The organism is Marinobacter sp. L-46 (assembly GCF_056859535.1).
This window is the reverse complement of sequence record NZ_JBSXOP010000077.1, coordinates 38876-62517: the sequence shown is the minus strand read 5'-3', so window position 1 is coordinate 62517 and position 23642 is coordinate 38876. Positions and strand designations below refer to the sequence as shown.

Annotated in this window: 23 protein-coding genes and 1 other RNA gene; 4 read left to right on the top strand and 20 right to left on the bottom strand. The window is 59.6% G+C overall.

The genetic code is table 11. The annotated features are described in order from the left end of the window. Positions 1 to 27: 27 nt before the first annotated feature. The 18 genes from AC13DJ_RS13520 to AC13DJ_RS13435 form a co-directional block, all read right to left on the bottom strand. Positions 28 to 672, bottom strand: a complete 645-nt coding sequence (locus AC13DJ_RS13520; protein WP_022989032.1) for a MotA/TolQ/ExbB proton channel family protein — start codon at positions 670 to 672, stop codon at positions 28 to 30. Between the two features lie 26 nt (positions 673 to 698). Continuing rightward, the gene (locus AC13DJ_RS13515) at positions 699 to 1049 is read right to left on the bottom strand and encodes a hypothetical protein (protein ID WP_482933470.1); all 351 of its coding nucleotides are present in this window, start codon (positions 1047 to 1049) and stop codon (positions 699 to 701) included. After that, the gene (locus tag AC13DJ_RS13510) at positions 1046 to 1534 is read right to left on the bottom strand and encodes a tetratricopeptide repeat protein (protein ID WP_482933469.1); all 489 of its coding nucleotides are present in this window, start codon (positions 1532 to 1534) and stop codon (positions 1046 to 1048) included. Before AC13DJ_RS13510 ends, AC13DJ_RS13515 begins: the two co-directional genes overlap by 4 nt. Then, positions 1527 to 4307: a tetratricopeptide repeat protein gene (locus tag AC13DJ_RS13505; protein ID WP_482933468.1), complete on the bottom strand. Its 2781-nt coding sequence runs from the start codon at positions 4305 to 4307 to the stop codon at positions 1527 to 1529. Before AC13DJ_RS13505 ends, AC13DJ_RS13510 begins: the two co-directional genes overlap by 8 nt. 5 nt (positions 4308 to 4312) lie before the next feature. After that, positions 4313 to 5917 carry a hypothetical protein gene (locus tag AC13DJ_RS13500; RefSeq protein WP_482933467.1) on the bottom strand — a complete coding sequence of 535 codons (1605 nt, stop codon included), beginning with the start codon at positions 5915 to 5917 and terminating at the stop codon, positions 4313 to 4315. Between the two features lie 380 nt (positions 5918 to 6297). After that, complete coding sequence (locus AC13DJ_RS13495) at positions 6298 to 7476, bottom strand: vWA domain-containing protein (RefSeq protein ID WP_058340808.1); 1179 nt, start codon at positions 7474 to 7476, stop codon at positions 6298 to 6300. 22 nt (positions 7477 to 7498) lie between these two features. Further along, positions 7499 to 8341 carry an AAA family ATPase gene (locus AC13DJ_RS13490; protein ID WP_058340807.1) on the bottom strand — a complete coding sequence of 281 codons (843 nt, stop codon included), beginning with the start codon at positions 8339 to 8341 and terminating at the stop codon, positions 7499 to 7501. A 31-nt stretch (positions 8342 to 8372) separates the two neighbouring features. Continuing rightward, positions 8373 to 8717: a hypothetical protein gene (locus AC13DJ_RS13485; RefSeq protein ID WP_094624088.1), complete on the bottom strand. Its 345-nt coding sequence runs from the start codon at positions 8715 to 8717 to the stop codon at positions 8373 to 8375. Then, the gene (locus AC13DJ_RS13480; protein ID WP_094624089.1) at positions 8717 to 9163 is read right to left on the bottom strand and encodes a YcgN family cysteine cluster protein; all 447 of its coding nucleotides are present in this window, start codon (positions 9161 to 9163) and stop codon (positions 8717 to 8719) included. The genes AC13DJ_RS13485 and AC13DJ_RS13480 overlap by 1 nt, the downstream gene beginning before the upstream one ends. Next, on the bottom strand, positions 9160 to 9453 hold the full coding sequence (locus tag AC13DJ_RS13475) for a YcgL domain-containing protein (protein WP_094624090.1): 294 nt from the start codon (positions 9451 to 9453) through the stop codon (positions 9160 to 9162). The genes AC13DJ_RS13480 and AC13DJ_RS13475 overlap by 4 nt, the downstream gene beginning before the upstream one ends. Continuing rightward, positions 9450 to 10601 carry a ribonuclease D gene (locus AC13DJ_RS13470; RefSeq protein ID WP_289101765.1) on the bottom strand — a complete coding sequence of 384 codons (1152 nt, stop codon included), beginning with the start codon at positions 10599 to 10601 and terminating at the stop codon, positions 9450 to 9452. The genes AC13DJ_RS13475 and AC13DJ_RS13470 overlap by 4 nt, the downstream gene beginning before the upstream one ends. Positions 10602 to 10615: 14 nt before the next feature. Then, positions 10616 to 11218 (bottom strand): recombination mediator RecR, encoded by a 603-nt coding sequence (gene recR, locus AC13DJ_RS13465; RefSeq protein WP_022989043.1) that lies wholly within the window; start codon positions 11216 to 11218, stop codon positions 10616 to 10618. Between the two features lie 32 nt (positions 11219 to 11250). Beyond that, entirely contained in the window at positions 11251 to 11574 is a 324-nt protein-coding gene (locus tag AC13DJ_RS13460) for a YbaB/EbfC family nucleoid-associated protein (RefSeq protein ID WP_022989044.1), read from the bottom strand. Between the two features lie 4 nt (positions 11575 to 11578). Next, a complete protein-coding gene (gene dnaX / locus AC13DJ_RS13455) occupies positions 11579 to 13465 on the bottom strand; it encodes a DNA polymerase III subunit gamma/tau (protein ID WP_482933466.1) in 1887 nt (628 codons plus the stop codon). Between the two features lie 71 nt (positions 13466 to 13536). Beyond that, positions 13537 to 14571, bottom strand: a complete 1035-nt coding sequence (locus tag AC13DJ_RS13450; RefSeq protein ID WP_482933465.1) for a lipase secretion chaperone — start codon at positions 14569 to 14571, stop codon at positions 13537 to 13539. 51 nt (positions 14572 to 14622) lie between these two features. Further along, complete coding sequence (locus AC13DJ_RS13445) at positions 14623 to 15552, bottom strand: esterase/lipase family protein (protein WP_482933464.1); 930 nt, start codon at positions 15550 to 15552, stop codon at positions 14623 to 14625. A 194-nt stretch (positions 15553 to 15746) separates the two neighbouring features. Next, an RNA gene (gene ffs / locus AC13DJ_RS13440) (signal recognition particle sRNA small type) lies at positions 15747 to 15843 on the bottom strand. 80 nt (positions 15844 to 15923) lie between these two features. Continuing rightward, entirely contained in the window at positions 15924 to 16685 is a 762-nt protein-coding gene (locus AC13DJ_RS13435) for a 2OG-Fe(II) oxygenase (RefSeq protein ID WP_482933463.1), read from the bottom strand. Positions 16686 to 16794: 109 nt separating this feature from the next. Between AC13DJ_RS13435 and AC13DJ_RS13430 the strand changes: the two genes are divergently transcribed. The 4 genes from AC13DJ_RS13430 to AC13DJ_RS13415 all read left to right on the top strand — a co-directional run bounded on the left by AC13DJ_RS13430 (position 16795) and on the right by AC13DJ_RS13415 (position 19813). Next, positions 16795 to 17715 (top strand): D-hexose-6-phosphate mutarotase, encoded by a 921-nt coding sequence (locus tag AC13DJ_RS13430; protein WP_482933462.1) that lies wholly within the window; start codon positions 16795 to 16797, stop codon positions 17713 to 17715. 40 nt (positions 17716 to 17755) lie between these two features. Next, complete coding sequence (locus AC13DJ_RS13425) at positions 17756 to 18571, top strand: lysophospholipid acyltransferase family protein (protein ID WP_482933461.1); 816 nt, start codon at positions 17756 to 17758, stop codon at positions 18569 to 18571. Continuing rightward, the gene (locus AC13DJ_RS13420) at positions 18571 to 19518 is read left to right on the top strand and encodes an SDR family oxidoreductase (protein WP_482933460.1); all 948 of its coding nucleotides are present in this window, start codon (positions 18571 to 18573) and stop codon (positions 19516 to 19518) included. The genes AC13DJ_RS13425 and AC13DJ_RS13420 overlap by 1 nt, the downstream gene beginning before the upstream one ends. A gap of 112 nt (positions 19519 to 19630) precedes the next feature. Then, positions 19631 to 19813, top strand: a complete 183-nt coding sequence (locus tag AC13DJ_RS13415; RefSeq protein ID WP_482933459.1) for a hypothetical protein — start codon at positions 19631 to 19633, stop codon at positions 19811 to 19813. Between the two features lie 21 nt (positions 19814 to 19834). On the opposite strand, the gene prpF is transcribed toward AC13DJ_RS13415, so the two are convergent. Further along, on the bottom strand, positions 19835 to 21013 hold the full coding sequence (prpF, locus tag AC13DJ_RS13410) for a 2-methylaconitate cis-trans isomerase PrpF (RefSeq protein ID WP_482933458.1): 1179 nt from the start codon (positions 21011 to 21013) through the stop codon (positions 19835 to 19837). Next, complete coding sequence (gene acnD / locus AC13DJ_RS13405; RefSeq protein WP_482933457.1) at positions 21010 to 23634, bottom strand: Fe/S-dependent 2-methylisocitrate dehydratase AcnD; 2625 nt, start codon at positions 23632 to 23634, stop codon at positions 21010 to 21012. Before acnD ends, prpF begins: the two co-directional genes overlap by 4 nt. Positions 23635 to 23642: the final 8 nt, after the last annotated feature.

Below are 23642 nucleotides of genomic sequence, written 5' to 3'. Positions count from 1 at the left end.
TGTTTGTCCTGGCTTTATGATGCGGGCTCACGCAGCGACCGGTGCATCCGGGTCGGACACGATATTCAGCAGTTTCACGCCGGCCATTTCGAAGCTGTCGACAATTTCATTGGTGCGGGTTTGCAGCAAGGCGTGGAACAGCAGCAGCGGAATGGCAGAGATCAGGCCAAACGCGGTGGTGTTCATGGCTACGGAAATACTTTCCGACAGCAAAGTGGCTTTCTGGGCCGGATCCGCGGCGGCAACCGCGGTAAAGGCGGCGATCAGGCCGATGATGGTGCCAAGCAGGCCAAGCAGCGTGGCGACATTCGCCAGGGTTGCCAGGTACTGGGTGCGCTTTTCCAGCCGTGGCAAGACTTCCATCAAGCCTTCTTCCATGGCGTATTCGATGTCTTCACGGCGGCTGTTTGACAGCAGGCGGGAAATCCCGGCCCCCATCACGGCCGCAATGGCGCTGTCGGAGGTAGAGGCCGCTTTCATGGCCCGCTTGAAATCCCGCTTTTGCAGGGCCGGCAGAATGCCCCGCTCAAACGCGAGCCGGTTTCTGCGCCGCACCGCTCCCAGGTAGATGAAGCGTTCCAGTGTTATGGCCAGCCCAAGCGCCAGAACCAGCGCGATGGGGTACATGAATGGGCCGCCTTCCTGAAAGAATCGGATGATGGTGTCGAGCATGTTGCGTTTCTCCGTCTACTGCTGTGTCACGGTTGGGTCTGGCCGGGTGCTGCGGTTAATGGCTGCAGCACCAGCGGGTTCAGGGTCTGCCGGAACTGGCGGTGGCTTTCCAGCGTCCGGATTGAAAGCGGTTGATCCAGTTCCGGGGCTTCCCGGTTCAGTTCGGCCCGGGGCCGGCGCGGCAGGCTAGGTGCCTGCCAGGGCAATATGTAAAGCACCCGGGGGTCGTCTTCGCCGCCACTGGCGGAAATCCCAGCCACCTCAAAGCCAGGCTGCTCCGGCGATTCGGCCTCGGTTGCGTCGGCACTTTGCGCCAACGCGGCTTGGGCAAAAACCAGCATCAGGGCGGTTGCGACAGCACGAAGTACCGGGCTCATTGCAATCTCCTCTGAAGGTCGGCCATCCAGCCGGTGACAGCCTTGTCTTCCTCCGCGGCCAACTCGGTATAGCGCTGGTAATGGCTAAGCGCAGCGGAAAGATCGAGCAGGTAAATTTCTGAAATAACTGCCAGGTTGTAATGGAGATCAGCCACATCCGGGCTAGCCTGGATGGCGGTTTTGAGCACGCCGGCGGCTTCTTCAAACCGGTTTTGCTGCTTCAGCAGCAGGGCCAGGTTGTTGGCCGCCGCAGCGTCGGTCGGGTCCAGCGCCACGGCTTTTTGTAATGCTTCAATGGCAACCGATGTCTGGCCTTGCTGGTGCGCGAGCATGCCCTGCCGGGCCAGTTCCCGGGCCTGCTCCGGCGAACGTACAGGCTCCGGCTCCGCTTGCTTGGAGACCGGCCCATTAACGGCACACCCAGCCAGCACAACCAGTCCGATCAGCACACCGACCGTGCGGCAGCGCATACTGAACTCAGGCATCGTCGTTACCCTCCATGTTCCAGCTCATCCATCGCAGTTCCCTCTGGTAACGGCCCGGATGCATACCTGCCAGCGCTTCCAGGCTGCGGGCGATCCACTGGTCATAGCCCTGCCCGGTAATGCGCTGATGGTTACGGGCATGCAGTGCCATGGCCCTTTCTTCCAGCGGGAAGGCTTCTTCCTCCAGCAGCATCTGGTATTGCATGGTTTCCATATCGTTCAGTTCGGCCGGCACCTCTGATGCCATCAAGTCACTGGCCAGGGTTCGGTAGAGCTCTGCGCGCCGGTAAAGGACTTCGGACTGCACGGCCTCACCGGCAAAGGACTCCGCTTGCAGCAGGTAGGTTTGTGCCTGCTCCATGGCTTGCTGTTTTCTGGCCAGGGTGGTTTCGAGGGGCGCAGTCAACGCAATGGCTGCGAAACGTTCAGCAGCATCGGAACCCAGCGCCAACGCAGCGTCTGCGGCCCATTGCAGGGTCTCTTCCGAGTGCCACTCACTGGCGTCTTCCCGGGCCAGCAGGGTGTTCTGCTGATTGGAAACATCGATGCCGGACTCAATCAGGCGCTGACGCATACTCTGCTGCTGCAGGTGATCCCCCGCATCGGTGGGCTCAGGCGCAACGGCCAGCCACTGCTGGTAAAGATCGTTACGTTCCGGCTCAGCACCCGCCTCGTGGTACAGCGCTGCGGCACGCAGCTTTATGGGCCAGGGCTCCGGCGCAGAACCGGCAGCGGCCATGAGTTCGCCCGCGGCTTTCACCGGCTGACCGGATTGTTGATAGGCGTAGACCAGCTTTTCGCTGGTTTCAGCCGTAAGGGCATCTTCCGGGAAATCGAGGCGGAACCGGCGCAATTCATTAATGGCGGTTTGCCAGTCTGCAGCCTTCAGCAGGGTGTTGGCAGCGTCGAAGCGGGCCTTGATGGCGATTTCCGAGCCCGGGAGGATGGTTTCCACTCGCTGGAAATTGGCAACGGCCAGTGCCGTCTTGCCAGCGCCCGCTGCGGTTTCTGCTTGCCGGTATATTGCAGTGGCCAACTGGTTCTGGATTTTTTGCTCATCATCCCGGGCCTCGGCCACCTGCGGAGTTGCCTGCACCAGTTGCAGCGCCTGGCGCCAGGCTGCCTCCGCCTGCGGATAGTCGCCATCACCCTGCCGTACCCGGGCCGTAACCAGCCAGGCGGCGTACTGTTCCCGAGGGCTGGCTTGTGGCCAGTCCAGCGTGGCGCGGGCATACCGAAGCGCCTGCTGGCCGTCGCCGGCTTCCAGCCAGCGATTGGCGAGATCGGCACGTAAAGCGGACAGCCTGGCATCCGGCCCAAAGGCATTGGTGTAGCGTTGTTCGGCGGAACTCAGGCTGGCCAGTGCCCCGGTAACAGGTTCGGAGCGGTTGCCCAGCCTGCCCCGCAGAATGCTGATCGCCGCCCAGGCAGATTCCGCAGAGCGGTCATGGGAATACGTGTAGGCCGCTTTCTCGAAATTGGCCAGGGCCTGGTCGAGGCGCCCCATCTGCAATCTTGCATCGCCCGCCAGGTGCAGGATTTCGCCGGTGTTATCGGCTCGCAACGCCAGGGATTCGTAATAATCAGCCGACCGGCTCCAGCGCTTGCCGGCGTAGTGATAGTCGGCCAGGAACCGGCTGTAATCGCGCCAGTTTGCCTTCTGGTTGCCGTTCAGGGCGGTATAACGCGCATCCGAAGCGAAGCGCGCAACATAATCGGAACGTGCGACTCTGGCGGCCCCGACATCTCCGGCCATCTGCCAGAACTCAACGCTCTGAGCCAGCATATCCGATGCTGCGGCGTTGTCCGGATAGGCTGCCGCAAAGGCTTCATTCACCGCCACTGCCTGCTGGTAGCGGCCCTCATGGGCGTGCAGATCCGCCAGCCGGTCATAGAGAATCGGAACCCAGGGTGACGGATTGCGCCCGGCAAGCCAGCGGTCCAGTGATCGGGCGTTATCGGAGCGGGCCGCCATCACCGCCAGGATACGGAAGCTGTCTTCGATCATGTCCCGGCTCTCGGCCGGCGGTGACTTCAGCCGTTCGGGCTCCGGCAGGTGCTGATCCAGCAACGCCATGAACGATTCCACCGAGCGACCCCAGGCACCTGCCCCCTGCTTGAACTGGCTCCAGCCCATCATGTAGCGGGCTTTTGAGGCGATATCCTGTTTACCATCACCATCAAGCAGTTGGCGATACCCCGCTTCGGCTTCCCGGTAACGACCGGCGGAAAAGTCGGCTTCAGCAACCCGGAACCGGGCTTCCGGCACCAGCGGGGATTTCGGATACAGGCCAATCAGCTGCTCAAGCCGGTCGATGGATTGCTGGTGCTGGCCGGTCAGCGCGTGGGCTTTCGCCATCTGGTACAGGAGTTCATCCAGCCGGCCGGAGAAAGACCCCCTGGCCAGGATGTCTTCATAGCTCTCCAGCACGTCCTCGTAGATACCCGCCTCCTGTTCGGCGGAAAAACCCACCTCCTGGCCGGAGCGGTCACGGATGTTGTTCAGGCGGTTGAGGGCATCGATGCGCACTTCAGGTTCGTCAGAACTCTCGAACAACTTCTGGTAGCGGCGAGCAACTTCGGCAGGCGAAATGGCCGGTAATGGCCGGCTTTCGAATTTCAGGAACACCGGGCGCATATCGCCCAGGGTTTCCCCGTCGCGACCAAGCTCCACCCGGAAGGATTCCTGGCCCAGAGCCGGTGCCGATACCAGCGCTGCCATCAGCAAGCAGGTACGTAACTTCAGCCGGGCGGTGCTTTTCATTGGGGCCATCGGGGTCACTGGGCGCCCTCCCCGCCGGCTTCATAAGCCAGCTTTTCCAGTGCCAGGTATTCGTACAGGTGCGCCACTTGTTGTTCGGTTCTGTCTATGGCGTGTTCCATGCGCCTGTCTTCGTTGGCCACAAAGGCCAGGGCCAGTTCATCCAGCTGGCCGGACGCCTGCTGCCGGGCTTGCAGAACCTGCTGGCCAAGCGCCCGGCCAGTGGTGGCCAGTTCCCGGGCTGCTACCAACAGATCGTTCATGCCACCGTGGTGTTCGATGACCTGCGCAAATACTTCAAGGTTGTGCCGGTTCTCTTCAAGTATTGCCGACATCTCGTCCAGCCCGGCTACCCGGCGTACCCCGATCTGGGTGTCGGCTTTTTCCAGGAAACGAAGCAAATAGGCCATGCGTGGCTGGGTCAGGGTTCGGCTGTCCGAAAGGAACCACTGTGTCTGCGGGCCGCGGGCATCGGTTACCAGGGTTTTATAGGCGCCATCGCTTTTGATGCCACCTGCCAGCTTTGAAAGGGTTGTCCGCTCTCCTTCAAAGGCCACGTTGGCGGCCAGCCAGGACTCCCCGGCCTGGCCGGGATAACCGGCAATGTCGTAGCCCCGCCCCATGCCAATCCAGGCTTCCGCCACACCGGGAAACGCCAGGGGGAATTTCTTGGCCCGGTGCCAGCTCTGCATGGCGCCCCGGTGGTTTTCCTTGCCGGAAAGAGCGAGGCCATGCAGGTAAAGCGCCCTTGGAGCGTGGTAACTGTCGAGCGAGACCTTTTCCAGAAACCCCAACGCCTTGTCGTATTCCTCGTTATTCAGGGCCAGGTAACCGGCGCGCAGATGCAGCTGGTCGAGTAGATCACGGCTGCGTGCCGACTCGGTATCATGGGCCGCCATCGACATAGCCACCCGCAGGGCAACCAGCGCCCGGGACGGATCAAGGTCGGTCTCGGCAAAGTCAGCCGCCAGGTTCATGTAACCCACTGCGGCCAGGTAACCTTCCTTCATCCCGGCCAGAACCTGACCGGCCTTATCGAGCCTGCCCTGCTGCCGGGCCTGCTCGGCATCCTGCAGTAATTCCTTTTGCCGGTTGGGCCGGGCAATAGCCGCGTTCCCGGCTTCAGAGGTCGCCGCCCCGGCCCAGGGCTGTTTGTCCAGGCTAACCCGGGGCTCGTAATCCGGCCCGGTCGCGTCGATGCTCATCTGCAGCTGCATCGCACCCGACACTTTGCGGAACGGGTGTACCACCTCACGACGGACAAACCGCTTGTTCACCGCCCTGGCATTGATAACGGCGGTCAGCTGATGGTTGCCATCCGCCATATAGCCAGTAAACAGGGGGTAGCTGCGGCCGGCTTCAAGGGATTCCCTCTCGGAAAGGGTAAAGAGGTGATTACCAACCGGCCGGCCATTCAGGAACAGTTCGACAGAATCCAGGTCCAGTGCTTCCGGATTGGCGAGGGAGAGGGATACCGCAACGCGGGTATCGATGGTCTTGCGCAGCTGTTTCTCAAGGGTGTGCACGCTGGCAGCGTGGCGTGAGACCTCAGCCTCCAGGCCACTGATGGCATTGTCGATGGCCGCAGCACTGGCCTGGGCCATGGCTGCAATCATCAACATAACAGGAAGACCGGATATCCAAAGCCCCCTGCTCCGTGGGGGTATCCGGCACTGTTGTGATTTTTGTCTGCCGAACATGCTGATCCTGCTGTGTAACAATTCGAAAGGAAGAGTAACACCGGCTACAAACCAAGAACGGTATCCAATTCACCAAATGGCATTTTGGGTCAGACAGCAAAAGTGTCGGTTTATTTGACAGATGACGGGGCCAGAGGGAGTAACCAGACAGCGATTTTCCGGTTAACTTATTGATCTTGCTTCAGAAGGGAAAGGGTTGGCCCCTGACTTGCTTTAACGGAAGGGGCGGGAGCGCTGAATGGGCAACCCCCGCTTGAATATGCCGAGCTTTTGCCGATGCGTTAACCGCGCATCGGCTTTTTTTATTTGCTCAGCTGCTTCATGGCCGATTCCAGGCCTTCAATGGTAAGCGGGTACATGTGGTCTTCCACCAGCTGCCGGGTAATCCCCAGCGACCCTCCGGTACCCCAATAGCTCTCCGGTAGCGGATTCAGCCAGACCACCTTGTTGAAGTGCTCGGTAATCCGCTGCATCCATGTGGCACCGGCTTCTTCGTTCCAGTGCTCGATGGAGCCGCCCGGGTGGGTAATCTCATAGGGTGCCATGGTGGCATCACCCACAAAGATCACTTTGTAGTCCGGCGTGTACTTGTGAAGGATGTCCCAGGTGCTACTGGTTTCATTCATGCGGCGAATATTGTTCTTCCACACACTCTCGTACACGAAGTTGTGAAAGTAGAAATACTCCATGTGCTTGAATTCCAGCCGCGCCGCCGAGAACAGCTCCTCGCAGACCCGGATGTGCGGGTCCATGGAACCACCCACATCGAAGAAAATCAGCACTTTAACGGCATTATGCCGCTCCGGAACCATCTTCAGGTCGAGGTAACCGGCGTTACGGGCGGTAGAGCGGATGGTGTCGTCCATATCCAGCTGATCGGCCGCCCCCTGTCGAGCAAATTTACGCAACCGGCGCAGGGCCACTTTGATGTTGCGAATGCCCAGGGTGATGCTGTCGTCCAGGTCTTTGAATTCGCGTTTTTCCCAGACCTTAACCGCCCTGCCCTGACGACCGTCTTTCTGGCCGATGCGGAAACCCTCGGGGTTGTAGCCGTTGGCGCCGAATGGCGAGGTGCCACCCGTTCCAATCCACTTGTTGCCACCGGCATGGCGTTCTTTCTGCTCTTCCATGCGTTTCTTGAAGGTTTCGATCAGCTCCTCGAGGCCGCCCAGGGATTCGATTTTCGCCTTCTCTTCCTCGGACAAATGCTTCTCGAACTCGGCCCGCAGCCAGTCGTCCGGAATCAGTGCCTCGAGCAGGTCATCCAGGTTTTCGATGCCTTCGAAATACGCCTTGAACGCCCGGTCGAACTTGTCGAAATGGCGCTCGTCTTTCACCAGGCACACTCGCGCAAGGTAGTAGAATTCTTCCATATCAGCAAAGGCCAGGCGCTGCTGGAGGGCTTCCAGCAGGTCCAGGAATTCCCGCAGGCTGGCCGGAACCTTGGCCCGGCGCACTTCGAGAAAAAAGTCGATCAACATAAAGCGAAACTCTTGCCAGAGATCAGTTGCGGCGGCGCGCCATGAACGCCAGCTTCTGCAGCAGGTGCACGTCTTGCTCGTTCTTCACCAGCGCGCCGTACAGCGGCGGCAGTGCCGAGCTGCTGTCTTTTTCCTGCAGTGCCTTGGCAGACAGTTCATCGGCCATCAGCAGCTTCAGCCAGTCGATCAGCTCGGAGGTAGACGGTTTTTTCTTCAGGCCGGGCACCTTGCGCACGTCAAAGAACACTTCCAGCGCGTCCCGCACCACTTGCTGCTGCAGCCCTGGGAAATGCACGTCCACGATTTCCTGCATGGTGTCGTGGTCCGGGAAGCTGATGTAGTGGAAGAAGCAACGGCGCAGGAAAGCGTCTGGCAGTTCTTTTTCGTTGTTACTGGTGATGACCACGATGGGGCGTTTCTTCGCTTTGACGAACTCCTGGGTTTCGTAAACGAAGAACTCCATCCGGTCGAGTTCCAGCAGCAGGTCGTTCGGGAATTCGATGTCGGCCTTGTCGATTTCGTCGATCAGCAGCACCACCTGGTCGTCGGCCTCAAAGGCTTCCCACAGCTTGCCTTTAACGATGTAATTACGAATGTCTTTGACCTTCTCATCGCCCAGCTGGGAATCCCGCAGGCGGGAGACCGCGTCGTACTCGTACAGGCCCTGCTGGGCCTTGGTGGTGGACTTGATGTGCCAGGGAATCAGGCGCATGCCCAGGGCCGCCGCCATTTCTTCCGCCAGCAGGGTTTTGCCGGTGCCGGGCTCGCCTTTGATCAGCAACGGGCGCTGAAGCGCGATCGCTGCGTTAACAGCCATCTGCAGGTCATCGGTGGCTACGTATTTTTCGGTACCGGTAAACTTCATGGGTCTGTGTCCTGTTTGGTTTCTTTGAAAATTATTTGCGTACCAGGCGGTAGCGAACGAGATCCAGTATCCACACCAGCAGCATCACCAGCGATGCCACGGTGAAGTTGAATATGGCGGAACCGGCCGCGCTGATGTCGCCAAGGATCAGCTCGTAGCCGGCGAACAACCAGGCCGGGATATACCAGCCTGCCACTTCCGGTGATTCCACGGGCGTCAGCAGCAACACAACCAGTGCTGCCAGCAGCAAGGTGCGCAGCCCGTAAAGTGGCAGCAGGCGGAACAGCGCTTTCATCATGTAGAAAAACACGACAAACGCAACGGCGTAGGCCGCCCAGAAAATCCCGTATGCCAGTGAGGCGTCAGTATCCATCATTACAAAATCCAGTGAATGATATGTTCTTCCCAGTCTTGTTCGGCAACGTCGTCTTCAGAGACCACCTTGCCCCGTACTGAAACACCGGCCCTGTGCACGGAATCCGGATCGCCGCTTCGCAGCGGGTGCCAGTCCGCCAGCGGCCGGCCTTCTGCCAGGGTGCGATAAGCACAGGTTTGCGGCATCCAGTGGTACTCGTTCACCGTGTCCGGCGTCAGCACCGTGCACGCCGGTACCTTTTTCAGGCGCTCGCTGTAAACCGTGCAGCGGCAGGTTTCCAGGTCCATATACCGGCACGCGAGGTCGGTATGGTACACCTCGCCGGTGTCTTCATCTTCCAGCTTCTGCAGGCAGCACAGGCCGCAGCCATCGCACAGGGATTCCCATTCGGCCGGCGTCATTTCATCCAGGCGCTTGCGCTGCCAGAAGGGAATCTCGGCAATCATTTTTGACGCTGCTCGATCTTGCGCTTGAAATCGACGATATAGGTTTCCTGCTCTTCCGGCATCTGAAGGAAAAAGGATTTATCGTGGATAGCTTCAAGGACTTCTTTCCCGGTCGTGCGGGCCAGTTTCTTGTCCGGTGTCAGCAGCAGGTCCATCGAATGGACCGGCTTTCCGAAGATGCTCCGCAATGCTTCCGGCAGATCGTCCCAAACCTGGCCGCGGCGTACGTAGATATAGGTGTCCATCTTCTTGCTGCTACGAAACACCGAAACGAATTCACGGTCTGTCATGGTCTGAGAAGTTCCTCGATGTCTGTTTCTACCGGCTTCAGCAATTCGCCTCGCCAGCCTTGAAAAAATTCGTTTCCGGCCAGGGTGCCGTCTTGCAACACCTTCTCGATACGCTTCCTGGGAGCCATAAGTTCTATTGGAATATCAAGATCTTCCGCCACTTTATTAAAGCAACGCTTTACCTTTTTATAGACAGCTTGCTGGTCCCGGCTCAGGGGCCGGGGGATTGGCTCGAGGTTGGCATTATCGGCTTCCCGACCTTCGCGGACAAGTTCCAGCAGGTGCTCGCCATAGCGTTTTACGATACCGCCGGGAACGCCCTGGATGTCGTTCAGCGTTCTCAGTGAACCCGGCAGGCGTTCAGCGATGGCAATCAGCAGGCCATCGTTCAGCACCCGGTTTCGGGGGCGGTCGACCTTCTGGCATTCCCGCTCTCGCCAGGCCACCAGCAACCGCAAAACGGCCTGTTGCTCCCGGGTGAGAGTCCAGCCACCGCGAAGTTTCAGGTAATGCTGCTCCGGATCTTCCTGGCCTGCGGCTTCATCGGCAAAGCGCTGGGATTCCTCGGCCAGGGCCTGTTCCAGGTTCCGCTGCTTCAGCTTTTCAATCACCCAGTTCCACAGGGGCTCCAGGAAACGGATGTCGTCTATGGCATACCGCTGTTGCTCCGGTGACAGCGGGCGGGACACCCAGTCTGAGCGGGTAACGGATTTATCGAGAGCTTCTCCGAACAGGGTTTCCACCAGTTTGGCGTAACCGAGCGAGAACCCGGCACCGGCCATGGCGGCGCCAATCTGCAGGTCCAGCAGCCCGGCCGGTGCCACGTTCAGCCAGTGGCGGAACAGTTCCAGGTCTTCGCTCATGGCGTACAGCAGCTTCGGGCGAGCCGGATCTGCCAGCATAGTGCGGAACCCAGCCGAGCCTTCGGCTACGTCCGGGTCAATCAGCCAGTACTCCCCTTGCCCGCCCAATTGCACCAGGCCGGGGATGGGGTAAAAGGTGGAGACCCGTTCAAATTCAGTATCCAGCGCCACCGGCGCGCCGGGCGCCAGCTGCTCCAGCCACTGATCAAGCTCCGCCGGGCTGCTGAGCCAGCGGACAGTCTCGGGGGCCGGGGGAACCGGTGCGGCCAATGGGCTATCTGTCATAGGAAAACCTGGAGTTATTCGGAAAGGGGTTTACGGCCCCGGAAGGCGTGTGTGAGGGTAAAACCGTCGACGTAACCCAGCTCACCACCCACCGGAATACCGTGGGCCAGCCGGGTAATGAGGATATTCTGGCCATCCAGTCGGTCGGCAATATAGTGGGCTGTGGCTTCACCTTCCACCGTGGGGTTGGTGGCCAGGATCAGCTCGGTAACGCCTTCTTCGCGCACCCGCCGGAGCAAACGTTCAATGCCGATTTCTTCCGGGCCAACGCCATCGATGGGCGACAAGTGTCCCATCAACACAAAGTAGCTGCCCCGGTAGTCACCGGCCTGCTCGATAGCCAGCAGATCTGACGGGCTCTCTACCACACACAGGGTACCGGTGCGGCGTTCGGGCTTTTCGCAGATCTGGCAGATGTCGGTATCGGAAAAGTTCTGGCAGCTGTCACAGCGGCGCACACCGTCCATAGCCTGGCTCAGGGCGCCGGCCAGCCGGGTGCCGCCGGAACGTCCCCGTTCCAGCAGATGAAAGGCCATACGCTGGGCGGTTTTCTGGCCTACTCCGGGTAAACACCGGAGTGATTCCACCAATTCATCAACCAGGGGGCTGAATGCCATGAATACTCCTCAATTCCGATGGCAGGCTGGCGTCAGAACGGCATCTTGAAGCCGGGCGGCATGCCCATGCCAGACATCATGCCGGACATTTTGTCCTTCTGGTTGGCCTCTACCCGGCGAACGGCATCGTTCACTGCGGCTGCCAGCAGGTCTTCCAGGATTTCCTTGTCTTCGGACAGCAAGGAAGGATCGATCTCTACCTTTTTGACGTCGTGTCGACCGTTCATGGTGACTTTCACCAGCCCGGCGCCGGATTCTCCAGTCACTTCCGCCTTGGCGATTTCTTCCTGGGCCTTCTGCATCTGCTCTTGCATCTGCTGGGCCTTTTTCATCAGGTCGCCCATATTGTTCATCATCTGCTTATCTCCTGCCTGTCTCTGCGGGGCGGATGGATTCTTCTACCACCCGTCCTTCAAATCGTTCAACGATGCTCTGCACCACCGGATCTTGCCGGATGGCAGCTTCTGCGGCTTTCTGCCGGGCGACCCGCTGGCGCTCTTCAAATGCCGCCGGAGTATGGGGCCCGGGAATGCCCTGCTCTATCTTTAACTGTGTGGCGTCGCCAAAGTAGGATCTCAAGGCCGCCACAATTTTTTCTTCGTGTCGCGCGTTCAGCAGCCGGGCATGGCCTTCATCCAGGGTAAGCACAACGGTTTGCCCGTCCATGGCCATGGCGCTGTAGCTGGCCAGGTTGCCGGGCATGCCGGTAATTTCCAGTTGCCGGTAGTCACGTTCCCAGACAAAGCCGTCCGGGTTAACCGGTTCGGCCGGCGCTACGGCTTCGGGCTCCGGATCCGGCTCGATTACAGCCTGCGGTATTTCGACAGGCTGCGGGCTACGGGGTTCCGGTTCGCTTACCGGCTCCTGCGCGACCGGTGGCTCCGGCGCCACCTCATCATAATACGGGGGCTCTGGCTCATCCTCCCAGGGCGGGGTATCCATAACCGGTGGTTCCGGCATGGATTCTGCCGCTGGCTCCGGTGCGGGCACAGGCGCAGGTTCCGGCTCCGGTTGCGGTGATGGCGCTACAGGCGGCGGCTCAGGTTGCGGATGTTCCGCAACCGGGGGCGATACCGGGCCAGGGTCGGGGTCGGGCTCCGGTTCGGCGCGGGCGGTGCTTTCAGCGTTACCGGAAGTCACTGCCGGCGGCTCGCGACGGTCAGCCCCGGGCCGGAACGCGAGCATGCGCAGCATGGTCATTTCAAAACCCATGCGGGCGTCTGGCGTTACCGCGAGGTCTTTGCGGCCGATCAGGGCGGTCTGGTAAAACAACTGAGCATCCTCGGCACTCAGCTGCCTGGCCAGGGCCTGCACCTGGGCGGCATCACCCAGCGCGTTATCGGCACTGCCCGGCACTACCTGCTCCATAGTCACGCGATGGAACAGGGAAAGCAGGTCTGCCAGGATGACCCCGTAATCCGGCGCAAATTCCGAAATCCGGCTGATTTCCGCCAGCAACCCGGGGCCGTCCCGCTCTACCAGGGTACTGACTATCCGTTCAATGTCCCGCTGGTCGATGGTGCCCAGCATATTACTGACATCGCTGGCGCTGAGGTTCTCATTGCCAAAGGCGATGGCCTGGTCGGTCAGGCTCAGGGCATCCCGCATACTGCCGTCGGCTGCCCGGGCCAGCAGCCACAGGGCCGGCTCTTCAAAAGGAATGGTTTCTTCTGTCAGCACGTGTTTCAGGTGGCCGACAATGTGTTCCGGCGTCATCCGTTTGAGGTTGAACTGCAAACAGCGGGACAGCACGGTAACCGGCAGTTTCTGGGGATCGGTGGTGGCCAGCAGGAACTTCACGTGCTCCGGCGGCTCTTCCAGGGTTTTCAGAAACGCGTTGAAGGACTGGTTGGTGAGCATGTGCACCTCGTCGATGAGGTACACCTTGAAGCGGCCACGACTGGGTGCGTACTGAACGTTATCGGTCAGTTCGCGCATGTCATCCACGCCGGTGCGGGATGCGGCGTCGATTTCGATAAGATCGACAAACCGGCCTTCCAGGATCTCCTTACAGCTGTCACATTCGCCGCAAGGGTTCGGGGTAATGCCGGTTTCACAGTTAAGGCACCGGGCCAGCAGGCGGCCAATGGTGGTTTTACCCACACCCCGGGTACCGGTGAACAGATACGCATGGTGCAGGCGCTGGTGTTCCAGTGCGTGAACAAGTGCCTGCAGCACGTGTTCCTGCCCAACCATGTCTTCAAACGTACGGGGGCGCCATTTCCGGGCTAAAACCTGATAGCTCATGTTCCGTCAACTGCTGTGAAAAATGCGCTTAACTCTAGCATGGACCCGGTTTCAGAAGAAGGATGACGTGGCTATGAATCCATGCCGGCCGTGCGCTCCAGGGCGCGAATTCGCCGGCGTTCATGCTCTTCGGTGAAGATCCGTTCCCGCAGGGCTTCCACCGCAGCCTGCCGGTCGGCCGGAGCCAGGCCTTCGTTATTGTCGATCAGGGCCTTTTGCTGCCGGTATTCACCCAGCCGGTTCTGCCACTGATTCCGCTGCTGGTCGAGCCGTGCCAGGCGTTCGGTAGCTTCCGCACCATAGGCCTTTAAACGCAACTCCCGCACTTCGGCTTCCGAAGCTCCCTGCTCCCGCAGTTGCTGCACCTGCATAGCCGTTTCGACCACGGTTCGGGACCGGCGACGGAGTTCACGGGAATACTCTGGCAACAGCTGGCCCAGCTGCGCCAGGGCGCGGTCACGCTCGGAAGCTGTCAGGCTTTCGTCGCTGAGAATCTTCTGGCGGTCGAGCATCACCTGCAACCGGCGCTCTTCTTCACCAAAAAAGCCTTCCGCCACATCCGGGCCGAGATGCTCCCGGCGCAGGTCATGAATCTGGCCCAGGGCCTGGCGAACGTCGTCAACGCTGTGGTGTTCGTTACTGGCCATCGCTTCCGCTGCTTTCCGGTACGACAGGTAGTCATCAAGAATGGCGAGCACCTGTCGCTGAATCTCCGGAGGTAAATCCTGTGCCTTGAGCTCAGACGCCAGGCGGGCCTTCAGGGTTTCGTAATGGGAGGCGCCCCCCGTCAGCCCGATAAAGAAATCCAGGTAACGGCGCAGCTGGCGGTCCAGCACCAGGTTGCCATTCATATCAAGGCGCACCTGTCCGTCCACTTCAATGTCAGAAACGCGTTCATCACGGGGTAAGGCAGGATGATTCACATTACCAGGCACCAGCGCGGAACCCGATGAACCAGCAGTAGCTGCCGGTTGCTCCTGCTCCTGCTCCACGACCGATGAGACTGGCTTCGGGGCCGTCTTGACAGGACCCGGCATAAGCCACCAGCCGGCCGCTCCGCATACAAGCAGCAGGCCGGCCAATACAGCAAATCGTTTATGGTTCATAAAATCGATCCGTGGCGGGCCGCAGGGGCCCGCCTTCGGTTATCGGCAGTGTCAGAGGCCAAGATTCTTAAGACGGTTTGCCTGTTGCCGGTACAGCTGAACCGGATCTGTCACAAACGGCCCTACCAGCCCCAACACCTGGTTCACTTCGTCCAGGTGGTTGTGGCGGTAATCCACACCCAGCACCTTGCCAAGCTTCATGCTGCAGGACGGCACCATGCCGTCGGAGGGTTCGTCAAAGACGGGAGTCAGGGCACCCAGCAGCAGGTCGCTCGGGTCCAGAACATTGGTGATCGCTTTGTTGCCGCCCCAGGAGTAGTAGCGGATGCCGTTGGCCACTTGTGCGCCATCATTACCGCAATAAGAAGAAGGAAGGCCTGCCGGGAAGTCTGCGTTGAAGGCAATACTGCCTTCCGTGCTCAGTGACTGGATGGCAGCGGCGGTGTCTTGCGGCAGGCCGCCACCACCGGAGAAGGTATCGATCAAGCCGAAGAACCAGTCTCCCAGGCCGTCCAGGCTGCCATTATTCATGGTATCTGCCAGCGGGGTGCCCCAGTTAACGCCACCGACACTGGATACCGAAGCCACCAGGTCTGGTCGAACGCCCGCCACATAGCGAATGGTTGGGCCGCCATGGCTGTGGCCAATCAGGTGCACCTTCTCGGCCCCGGTTACTGCTATATATTCTTCAATCTGGGCCAGCAACTGCTCACCACGGATCTCGGTAGAGTTGGCAGCAGACACCTGGGGAACAAAGACTTCCGCCCCGCTTTCCGCCAGTTCATCCGGCACTCCGTTGAAATAGGAGACCAGGCCAAACAGCTTATTGAAGCCTGACAACCCGTGCACCAGGACAATCGGATGCTCGGTCTGGGTATAGGTATCCTGCTTACTGAACCACCATGCGGAAGCCGGCTGGGCAGTCATTGCTGCCGCCAGTACACCCGCCGTTACAACTGCTTTTGTTTTGGCACTTTTCATGTGTTTCCCTTTTTGTCTTTGTTGTGTTCGGGCAACGGCACAATACCCAATGGGCAGCATGCCAAAAACACTATAGACAGGGATAAGTGCCAACAGGGCCACATAACGCTCAATTGTGAAACGGATCACAAAGCGATACAGGAAAACAGAGAAAATCGGAAAGAAAGAACAACGAGGGGAAAATCTGGGGGTGACCCCACCAGCAATCCCCCGGCACACACATCCACCGCTTCGGCTGCTCCCTTCCGGGCCTGACCGGGTTCACGGTTTCATGTTGCGGAGGCACCAATGGGGCCACCATAACGGCGTTTCGGGACATTTCCCCGAAAGCGGCGCGAATAGTATCAGAAGGGTTTCAGGACTACAACGGCCTATAGCGGTAATGGCACTTCATCCTGCCGGAACCAGCAGGCAATGCTGTAACGGGTGCGCCTTGCCGGCAGAACCTCATGGGGCACCTGCTCGCTCAGGAACAGCACCGCCCTGCCTGCTTCCGGACGCACCTGCCCGACCATCTGCCCGGAATCAGCTGCAGAGAACACCCGCAGTTCTCCGCCATCTTCCAGCCCCCAATCCTCGTTCAGGTACAACACCAGGCTGACCACCCGGGAGGCACGGCCACGAAAGCTGTCCAGGTGGCGCTTATAGAAATCGCCGGGGTGATAGGTGGCGTAATGGGCCTCAAACCGCTTGAGCCCCAGATACAGGCGCCGGTTCAGACCTTCCCTTATCTGTTCCAGGCATTCGAACAACAGGCGCTGCGGTTCACTGTTACCATCCATCCAGGCAATCTTGTCGCGACGCACACTGCGGTCTTTCACCAGGTCCCTACCCCGGCCGATACCGGCGCGGCTCATGGCCTCGGTTTTATCCAGGATGGCTACTTCGTTGCGCAACGCCGCCAGCAAACCAGCCGGCAACCGGGGGGTAAGGTCCAGCTCCATCCAGGCCGATTCACTCAAACCATCCGCCAGCTCATCCAGCCAGAAGTCATCAATCGCTGGCTGAACATCTGCCCCGGTAACGGTGCTTATTAGTTCGTCACCGGCAACCTGTTCGAGCTGATCGGCAGCACGTTCCAGCACAGGGTCCGGAAACGGAATGATAATGGCCTGGTCGCTGTCTGAATGCATGGTGGGGCCTCGCGGAATTTTCCGGCTATTGTAGGGTCAAACTCGCCGGCAAGCCGTATTTAATTTAATCTACGGATAAGAAGATACACTTAAGGAGAAGCCACCCGCCATGCCTGAAAGCAGTCACACTCCGCCGGTCTCCGTCACCCCGGGCCAATGGTCGTTCACCCGCTGGAAGACCATTGGCCAGCTGGAAGCCCTGGAGGTTCATCATCCGGTATTCAGCGCTACGGTATTTCTGCAGGGCGCGCACCTCACCCACTTTGCCGTAAACGACGACACCAACTGGCTGTGGCTGAGTGATACCGCCCGATTTGAACCGGGCCGTGCCATCCGTGGCGGCATTCCTGTGTGCTGGCCCTGGTTTGGCGACCCGGCCCGCAACCCGCCGGAGATCCGCAAACGGGTGCATACCCCCTCAGCCCATGGCTTCGCCCGCACTGCCCTTTGGCGGCTGGAAGATGTCCGGGAAAGTGCCCATAAAGTGGAAATCAGCCTGTCGCTAAATGCCAATGAAGACTTTGCAGACCAGTGGGATGGCCACGTGCTGGCGCTGATGACCTTCAGCTTTTCAGTCCGCGGCTGCCAGATCGCCCTGACCACCACCAATCTATCCAAAGACCCGCTGGCGCTGAGCCAGGCCCTGCACACCTATCTGCCAACCTCGGACATCAGCCGCACCCGGCTGCTGGGGCTGGGCCACAGCCAATATATGGATACCCTGAAAGACTGGGACTACTTTGAACAGGAAGGCCCGGTTTATTTCGACGGTGAAACTGATCGCATCTACGAATCGGCAGAGCCACTGACCCTGGTCACCCCCGCGGGAAAACGCAAACTGACATCTGTTGGCAGTGATTCCACGGTAGTGTGGAACCCCGGCCCCGAGAAAGCCTTAAGACTTTCTGACTTTCCGGGCACAGGCTGGCAAAAAATGGTGTGTGTCGAAACGGCCAATGCAGCCACGGACTACCGGGTATTAAATGAGGGCCAAAGCCACACGCTTGGCGTTGTAATTGGTCGCGGCTGACGGCCTGAAGCAATCGTCAACACAGGGAGCGGGTATGGGTATGGGCCTGGCATCTTATCTGAAATCCCGACTGGTTCCGGCGGAGCTGGAAGCGCAGTTGAACCGAATTCGCAAACCCATCGGCAGCCTTGGCTACGACCCCTGGGGATTCAACAACGATGCCGTTAAGTACGGCTTCACCCTCACCCGGCAAATCTACGAGAAATACTTTCGAGTAGAGGCCTCCGGCGTGGAGAAGGTTCCAGCGGAAGGCCCGGTATTGCTGATCGCCAACCATTCCGGCCAGCTGCCCCTGGACGGCCTGCTGATCGGCTATGCACTGGCTTCCCGCCCGGACCAGCCTCGCATACCCAGAGCCATGATCGAGCGCTTCTTCCCGACCGTCCCATGGCTGGGCAACCTGCTCAACGATGTGGGCGCTGTGCTGGGCGACCCCATCAACTGCGCCAAGATGCTGGAGAACGATGAAGCCGTCATCGTGTTTCCTGAAGGGGTTCGGGGCTCCGGCAAACTCTACCGGGACCGCTACCAGCTCAAACGCTTTGGCAACGGATTCATGCACCTGGCGATGAAATACAACACTCCGATTGTGCCGGTGGGTGTTGTCGGCTGCGAAGAAACCATTCCGGCCATCGCCAACATCAAACCCCTGGCCAGGGCGTTGGGCGTGCCCTACGTACCGGTGGCGCTACCAGTGATCTTCCCGGTGAAAGTGCGCCTGAACTTTGGCGAACCCATGTACTTCGACAACAGCGAGATCCCGGAAGAACAGGTGACTGAACGGGTTGAAGCGGTCAAGGCAGAAATCCGCAAACTGATCGACAAGGGCCTGAGCGAGCGGGAGGGGCTGTTCTGATGTCTGAACAACGCAAGCCCAGAATCCTGGTGACCGGTGCAGCCGGCGCCCTCACCCAGCAAGTAATCAACCGCCTGAGCGATAACTGCGACATTGTGGCGGTGGACTTCCGACAGCAGGTGTACCTCAGCGATGACATTCCCAGCTACTGCATCGACCTGAACAAGCGGGGCTTTGAAGACCTGTTCCGGCAATACCGGTTTGACGGCGTTATCCACCTGGGCCGGCTGATGACCAGTGAGCTGACCCGGATGCGCCGCTACAACGCCAACGTACTGGGCACCCAGAGGCTCCTGGACCTCTCCCACAAATACGGCATCAAACGGGTGATTATCCTCTCTACCTTCCACGTGTATGGCGCCATGGCCTACAACCCGGCGCTGATTGACGAAGCAGCCCCCCTGAAAAGTGCCGGGCTGAGCGCAGACCTGGTGGATTCCGTGGAGCTGGAAAACCTGGCCAACATTTACCTATGGCGGTATCCGGAGCTGAACATCACCATTCTGCGGCCCTGCAACATCGTCGGCCCGGGTGTACGCAACACCATGAGCGCCCTGCTCTCCAGCGAACGGGCGCCGGTGCTGGCAGGTTTTTCGCCGATGATGCAGTTCATCCATATTGACGACATGGCCGATGCCATCGTGCTGGCCTGGCAAAAGCCGGTCAAAGGCGTGTTCAACGTGGCGCCCCACGATTGGGTAGCCTATCAGCAAGCCCTGAAAATGTGCGGCTGCAAGCGTATTCCGATTCTGTCTGTGCCGCCCATTGTGCCGAAAACCATTGCCCGGCTGTTGAACCTGAAAAGCTTCCCACACTACCTGCTGGCTTTCTTCAAGTACCCGGTGGTGATTGACGGGCGAACCTTTGCCAGGGAGTTCGGCTTCAAGCCCAGGCGCCCCCTGAAAGAAATCTTCCGCTACTATCGCAACAACAAGCGCCCGGTGTAGCCTTGACGGTGAACGGGCGCCGTTTTTCGGAATCCCGTGGCGAAAGCGGTGAACAGGGATACTCTGTACAAACTACTAGAACCTGACCCGTGAGAACCTGGAAGATATCCGCATGCTCACCGGCATGGAAAGTATGGGCGGGCCATCCATGCGGGTCATCCTGCTCGGCCAGCCGGAACTGAGACAGGCCATAACATCAATTCCGCAGTTGGCCCAAAGGGTGAAACTGTTTTTCCACCTCGAGGGGCTCACGGCCCTTGAAGCGATCGATAGTCGTCGAAGAACCCGGGCCTGATCAGGCCCGGGCTATAGCACATCAGAAGGTATCGCCGGGCACCCTCACCCAGCCTTCCATGATAACCCGCGCACTGCGGCTCATGATGGCCTTGGTGGCAGTCCATTCGCCGTTCACTTCTTTCGCTTCAGCTCCCACACCCAGAGTTCCGGAGGGGTGGCCGAACGTCACTTCGGTACGGTCACCGCCGCCGGCGGCCAGGTTCACCAGTGTTCCGGGAATCGCGGAAGCCGTTGCGATAGCGACGGCTGCGGTACCCATCATGGCGTGGTGAAGCTTGCCCATAGACAAGGCGCGAACCAGCACGTCGATGTCGGCCGCATTGATCTGCTTGCCGCTGGAAGACACATAATCCGCCGGCCTGGCCACAAACGCCACCTTCGGCGTGTGTTGACGGTTAGCCGCCTCGGCAACATCCTTGATCAAGCCCATTTTCACTGCGCCATGGGCACGGATGGTCTCGAACATGGCCAGCGCTTTCGGGTCGCTGTTGATGTCGTTCTGCAGCTCCGTGCCTTTATAACCGATGTCTTCCGCATTCAGGAAGATGGTCGGTATTCCGGCGTTGATCATGGTCGCTTTCAGGGTTCCGATACCCGGCACGTCCAGGTCATCCACCAGGTTGCCGGTGGGGAACATGGAACCTTCACCATCGGCCGGATCCATGAATTCGATCTTCACTTCCGCGGCCGGGAAGGTCACGCCATCCAGTTCGAAATCACCGGTCTCCTGCACTTCACCATTGGTGATGGGTACATGGGCCACGATGGTTTTCTTGATGTTGGCCTGCCAGATGCGGACCACGCAGGTGCCGTTTTCCGGGATGCGGTCTTTAGAGACAAAGCCACCGTTGATAGCAAAGGCACCGACGGCTGCGGTCAGGTTGCCGCAGTTACCGCTCCAGTCCACAAACGGCTTGTCGATCGCTACCTGACCGAACAGGTAGTCAACATCGTGGTCCGGCTGCGTCGGTGCGGCCAGAATCACCGTTTTACTGGTACTGGAGGTGGCGTTACCCAGACCGTCGATCTGCTTTTCATAGGGATCGGGACTGCCGATCACCCGAAGCAGCAGCTTATCGCGGGCCTCGCCGGGCACCTGACACGCTTCCGGCAGGTCTTGCAGCCGGAAAAACACGCCTTTACTGGTACCGCCACGCATGTAGGTGGCTGGAACCTTTATCTGTGGGGGGAAGCTCATGCCGCCCCCTCAGACGCCAGGAAGTTCTGGGCGAAGCGCTGCAGTACGCCGCCGGCGGAGTACACGGTGACTTCTTCCGCGGTATCCAGTCGGCAGATTACCGGTACCCGGTCTTCTTCACCGGTCTTGCGGTGGATGACCAGTTCCAGCTTCGTACCCGGAGCTGCGGCACCTTCTACGTCGTAGGTTTCGGTACCGTCCAGATGCAGGGTCTGGCGTGTGGTGCCTTCTTCGAACTGCAGGGGCATCACACCCATGCCGATCAGGTTGGTACGGTGAATGCGCTCGAAGCCTTCAGCAACGATGGCTTCCACACCCGCCAGGGCTACACCCTTGGCGGCCCAGTCACGGGAAGAACCCTGACCATAGTCAGCGCCAGCGATGATGATCAGCGGCTGCTTGCGCTCCATGTAGGTTTCGATGGCTTCCCACATGCGCATGGTCTTGCCTTCCGGCTCCACACGGGCCAGGGAGCCCTGCACCACTTCGCCGTTTTCGTCCCGAACCATTTCGTTGAACAGTTTCGGGTTGGCCAGGGTGGCACGCTGGGCGGTCAGGTGATCACCCCGGTGGGTAGCGTAGGAGTTAAAGTCTTCCTCCGGCAGGCCCATCTTATGCAGGTACTCACCGGCGGCGGAGTCCATCATGATGGCGTTGGACGGCGACAGGTGGTCGGTGGTGATGTTGTCCGGCAGGATCGCCAGCGGGCGCATGCCCTTGAGCTGGCGCTCGGCCGCCATGGTGCCTTCCCAATAAGGCGGGCGGCGAATGTAGGTGGACTGCGGGCGCCACTCATACAGCGGGCTCTTGGCCTGCTCGGCTTCATCCAGGTTGAACATCGGGATGTATACCTGCTTGAACTGCTCCGGCTTAACGAACTCGCCAACAATGCGGTCGATTTCTTCGTCAGACGGCCACAGGTCTTTCAGGGTGACCGGCTTGCCATCCTTGTCGTAGCCCAGGGCGTCCTGTTCGATGTCGAAACGCACAGTACCGGCGATGGCGTAGGCCACAACCAGTGGCGGAGACGCCAGGAACGCCTGCTTGGCGTAGGGGTGAATCCGGCCGTCGAAGTTACGGTTACCAGACAACACCGCAGTGGAGTACAGGTCGCGGTCGATAATTTCCTGCTGGATTTTCGGGTCCAGGGCGCCAGACATACCGTTACAGGTGGTGCAGGCGTAGGCCACGATGCCGAAGCCCAGCTTTTCCAGCTCCGGCAGCAGTCCGGCTTCTTCCAGGTACAGTCGGGCAACCTTGGAGCCCGGTGCGAAGGACGACTTCACCCACGGCTTGCGGACCAGGCCCAGCTCGTTGGCTTTCTTGGCCAACAAGCCGGCCGCCACCACGTTGCGGGGGTTGGAGGTGTTGGTGCAGGAAGTGATCGCCGCGATAATCACCGCGCCATCGGGCATCAGGCCCTTTTTCTCTTCTTCCAGGGCCTTGTCCAGATTCACGGCAATGCCGCGATCGTGCAGGTCGGAAGTCGCCACACGGCGGTGCGGGTTAGACGGGCCAGCCACGTTACGCACAACGGTTGAAAGATCAAATTCCAGCACACGCTCGTACTGGGCTTCGGTCATTTCGGTCGCCCACAGGCCGGTTTCTTTAGCGTACTTCTCAACCAGGTCTACCTGCTCGGGCTCACGGCCGGTCAGTTTCAGGTAGTCGATGGTCTGCTCGTCGATGTAGAACATCGCGGCGGTGGCACCGTATTCCGGAGTCATGTTGGAAATGGTGGCACGGTCGCCGATGGTCAGGCTGGAAGCGCCTTCACCGAAGAATTCCAGATAGGCACCAACAACGCGTTCCTTACGCAGGAACTCGGTAATCGCCAGAACGATATCGGTGGCGGTGATGCCCGGCTGACGCTTGCCAGTGAGCTTCACACCCACGATATCCGGAAGGCGCATCATGGAAGGCTGGCCCAGCATAACAGTTTCGGCTTCCAGACCACCCACGCCCACAGCAATAACACCCAGGGCATCAATGTGCGGGGTGTGGCTATCAGTACCTACGCAGGTGTCCGGGAAGGCGATCGGATGGCCATCTTCGTCCGGGCGGTTCTGGATCACCGGAGACATTTTCTCCAGGTTGATCTGGTGCATGATGCCGTTACCGGCCGGAATCACATCCACGTTACGGAACGCGGTGCGGGTCCAGTTGATAAAGTGGAAACGGTCTTCGTTGCGGCGGTCTTCGATGGCACGGTTCTTTTCGAAAGCGTCCGGATCAAAGCCCGGTGCTTCCACCGCCAGGGAGTGATCCACGATCAGCTGGGTGGGCACCACCGGGTTAACTTTAGAAGGATCACCGCCCTTCTCCGCGATGGCATCACGCAGGCCGGCCAGGTCTACCAGGGCGGTCTGGCCCAGGATGTCGTGGCACACCACACGGGCCGGGTACCAGGGGAAATCCAGGTCACGGCGGCGCTCGATCAGCTGCTTGAGGGAATCGGTCAGGGATTCCTTGTCACAACGACGCACCAGCTGCTCGGCCAGGATCTTGGAGGTGTACGGCAGCTTGGCATAGGAGCCCGGCTGAATGGCCTCTACCGCCTGGCGGGTGTCGTAGTATTCCAGGTCGGTGCCTGGAAGGGCTTTTCTGAATTCGGTATTCATGGTTTAAA

Bases quoted from the DNA above. Each gene is read 5' to 3' on its own strand.
- AC13DJ_RS13520 (WP_022989032.1), bottom strand. From the start codon at position 672: ATGCTCGACACCATCATCCGATTCTTTCAGGAAGGCGGCCCATTCATG.
- AC13DJ_RS13515 (WP_482933470.1), bottom strand. From the start codon at position 1,049: ATGAGCCCGGTACTTCGTGCTGTCGCAACCGCCCTGATGCTGGTTTTT.
- AC13DJ_RS13510 (WP_482933469.1), bottom strand. From the start codon at position 1,534: ATGCCTGAGTTCAGTATGCGCTGCCGCACGGTCGGTGTGCTGATCGGA.
- AC13DJ_RS13505 (WP_482933468.1), bottom strand. From the start codon at position 4,307: ATGGCCCCAATGAAAAGCACCGCCCGGCTGAAGTTACGTACCTGCTTG.
- AC13DJ_RS13500 (WP_482933467.1), bottom strand. From the start codon at position 5,917: ATGTTGATGATTGCAGCCATGGCCCAGGCCAGTGCTGCGGCCATCGAC.
- AC13DJ_RS13495 (WP_058340808.1), bottom strand. From the start codon at position 7,476: ATGTTGATCGACTTTTTTCTCGAAGTGCGCCGGGCCAAGGTTCCGGCC.
- AC13DJ_RS13490 (WP_058340807.1), bottom strand. From the start codon at position 8,341: ATGAAGTTTACCGGTACCGAAAAATACGTAGCCACCGATGACCTGCAG.
- AC13DJ_RS13485 (WP_094624088.1), bottom strand. From the start codon at position 8,717: ATGATGGATACTGACGCCTCACTGGCATACGGGATTTTCTGGGCGGCC.
- AC13DJ_RS13480 (WP_094624089.1), bottom strand. From the start codon at position 9,163: ATGATTGCCGAGATTCCCTTCTGGCAGCGCAAGCGCCTGGATGAAATG.
- AC13DJ_RS13475 (WP_094624090.1), bottom strand. From the start codon at position 9,453: ATGACAGACCGTGAATTCGTTTCGGTGTTTCGTAGCAGCAAGAAGATG.
- AC13DJ_RS13470 (WP_289101765.1), bottom strand. From the start codon at position 10,601: ATGACAGATAGCCCATTGGCCGCACCGGTTCCCCCGGCCCCCGAGACT.
- recR (WP_022989043.1), bottom strand. From the start codon at position 11,218: ATGGCATTCAGCCCCCTGGTTGATGAATTGGTGGAATCACTCCGGTGT.
- AC13DJ_RS13460 (WP_022989044.1), bottom strand. From the start codon at position 11,574: ATGATGAACAATATGGGCGACCTGATGAAAAAGGCCCAGCAGATGCAA.
- dnaX (WP_482933466.1), bottom strand. From the start codon at position 13,465: ATGAGCTATCAGGTTTTAGCCCGGAAATGGCGCCCCCGTACGTTTGAA.
- AC13DJ_RS13450 (WP_482933465.1), bottom strand. From the start codon at position 14,571: ATGAACCATAAACGATTTGCTGTATTGGCCGGCCTGCTGCTTGTATGC.
- AC13DJ_RS13445 (WP_482933464.1), bottom strand. From the start codon at position 15,552: ATGAAAAGTGCCAAAACAAAAGCAGTTGTAACGGCGGGTGTACTGGCG.
- AC13DJ_RS13435 (WP_482933463.1), bottom strand. From the start codon at position 16,685: ATGCATTCAGACAGCGACCAGGCCATTATCATTCCGTTTCCGGACCCT.
- AC13DJ_RS13430 (WP_482933462.1), top strand. From the start codon at position 16,795: ATGCCTGAAAGCAGTCACACTCCGCCGGTCTCCGTCACCCCGGGCCAA.
- AC13DJ_RS13425 (WP_482933461.1), top strand. From the start codon at position 17,756: ATGGGCCTGGCATCTTATCTGAAATCCCGACTGGTTCCGGCGGAGCTG.
- AC13DJ_RS13420 (WP_482933460.1), top strand. From the start codon at position 18,571: ATGTCTGAACAACGCAAGCCCAGAATCCTGGTGACCGGTGCAGCCGGC.
- AC13DJ_RS13415 (WP_482933459.1), top strand. From the start codon at position 19,631: ATGCTCACCGGCATGGAAAGTATGGGCGGGCCATCCATGCGGGTCATC.
- prpF (WP_482933458.1), bottom strand. From the start codon at position 21,013: ATGAGCTTCCCCCCACAGATAAAGGTTCCAGCCACCTACATGCGTGGC.
- acnD (WP_482933457.1), bottom strand. From the start codon at position 23,634: ATGAATACCGAATTCAGAAAAGCCCTTCCAGGCACCGACCTGGAATAC.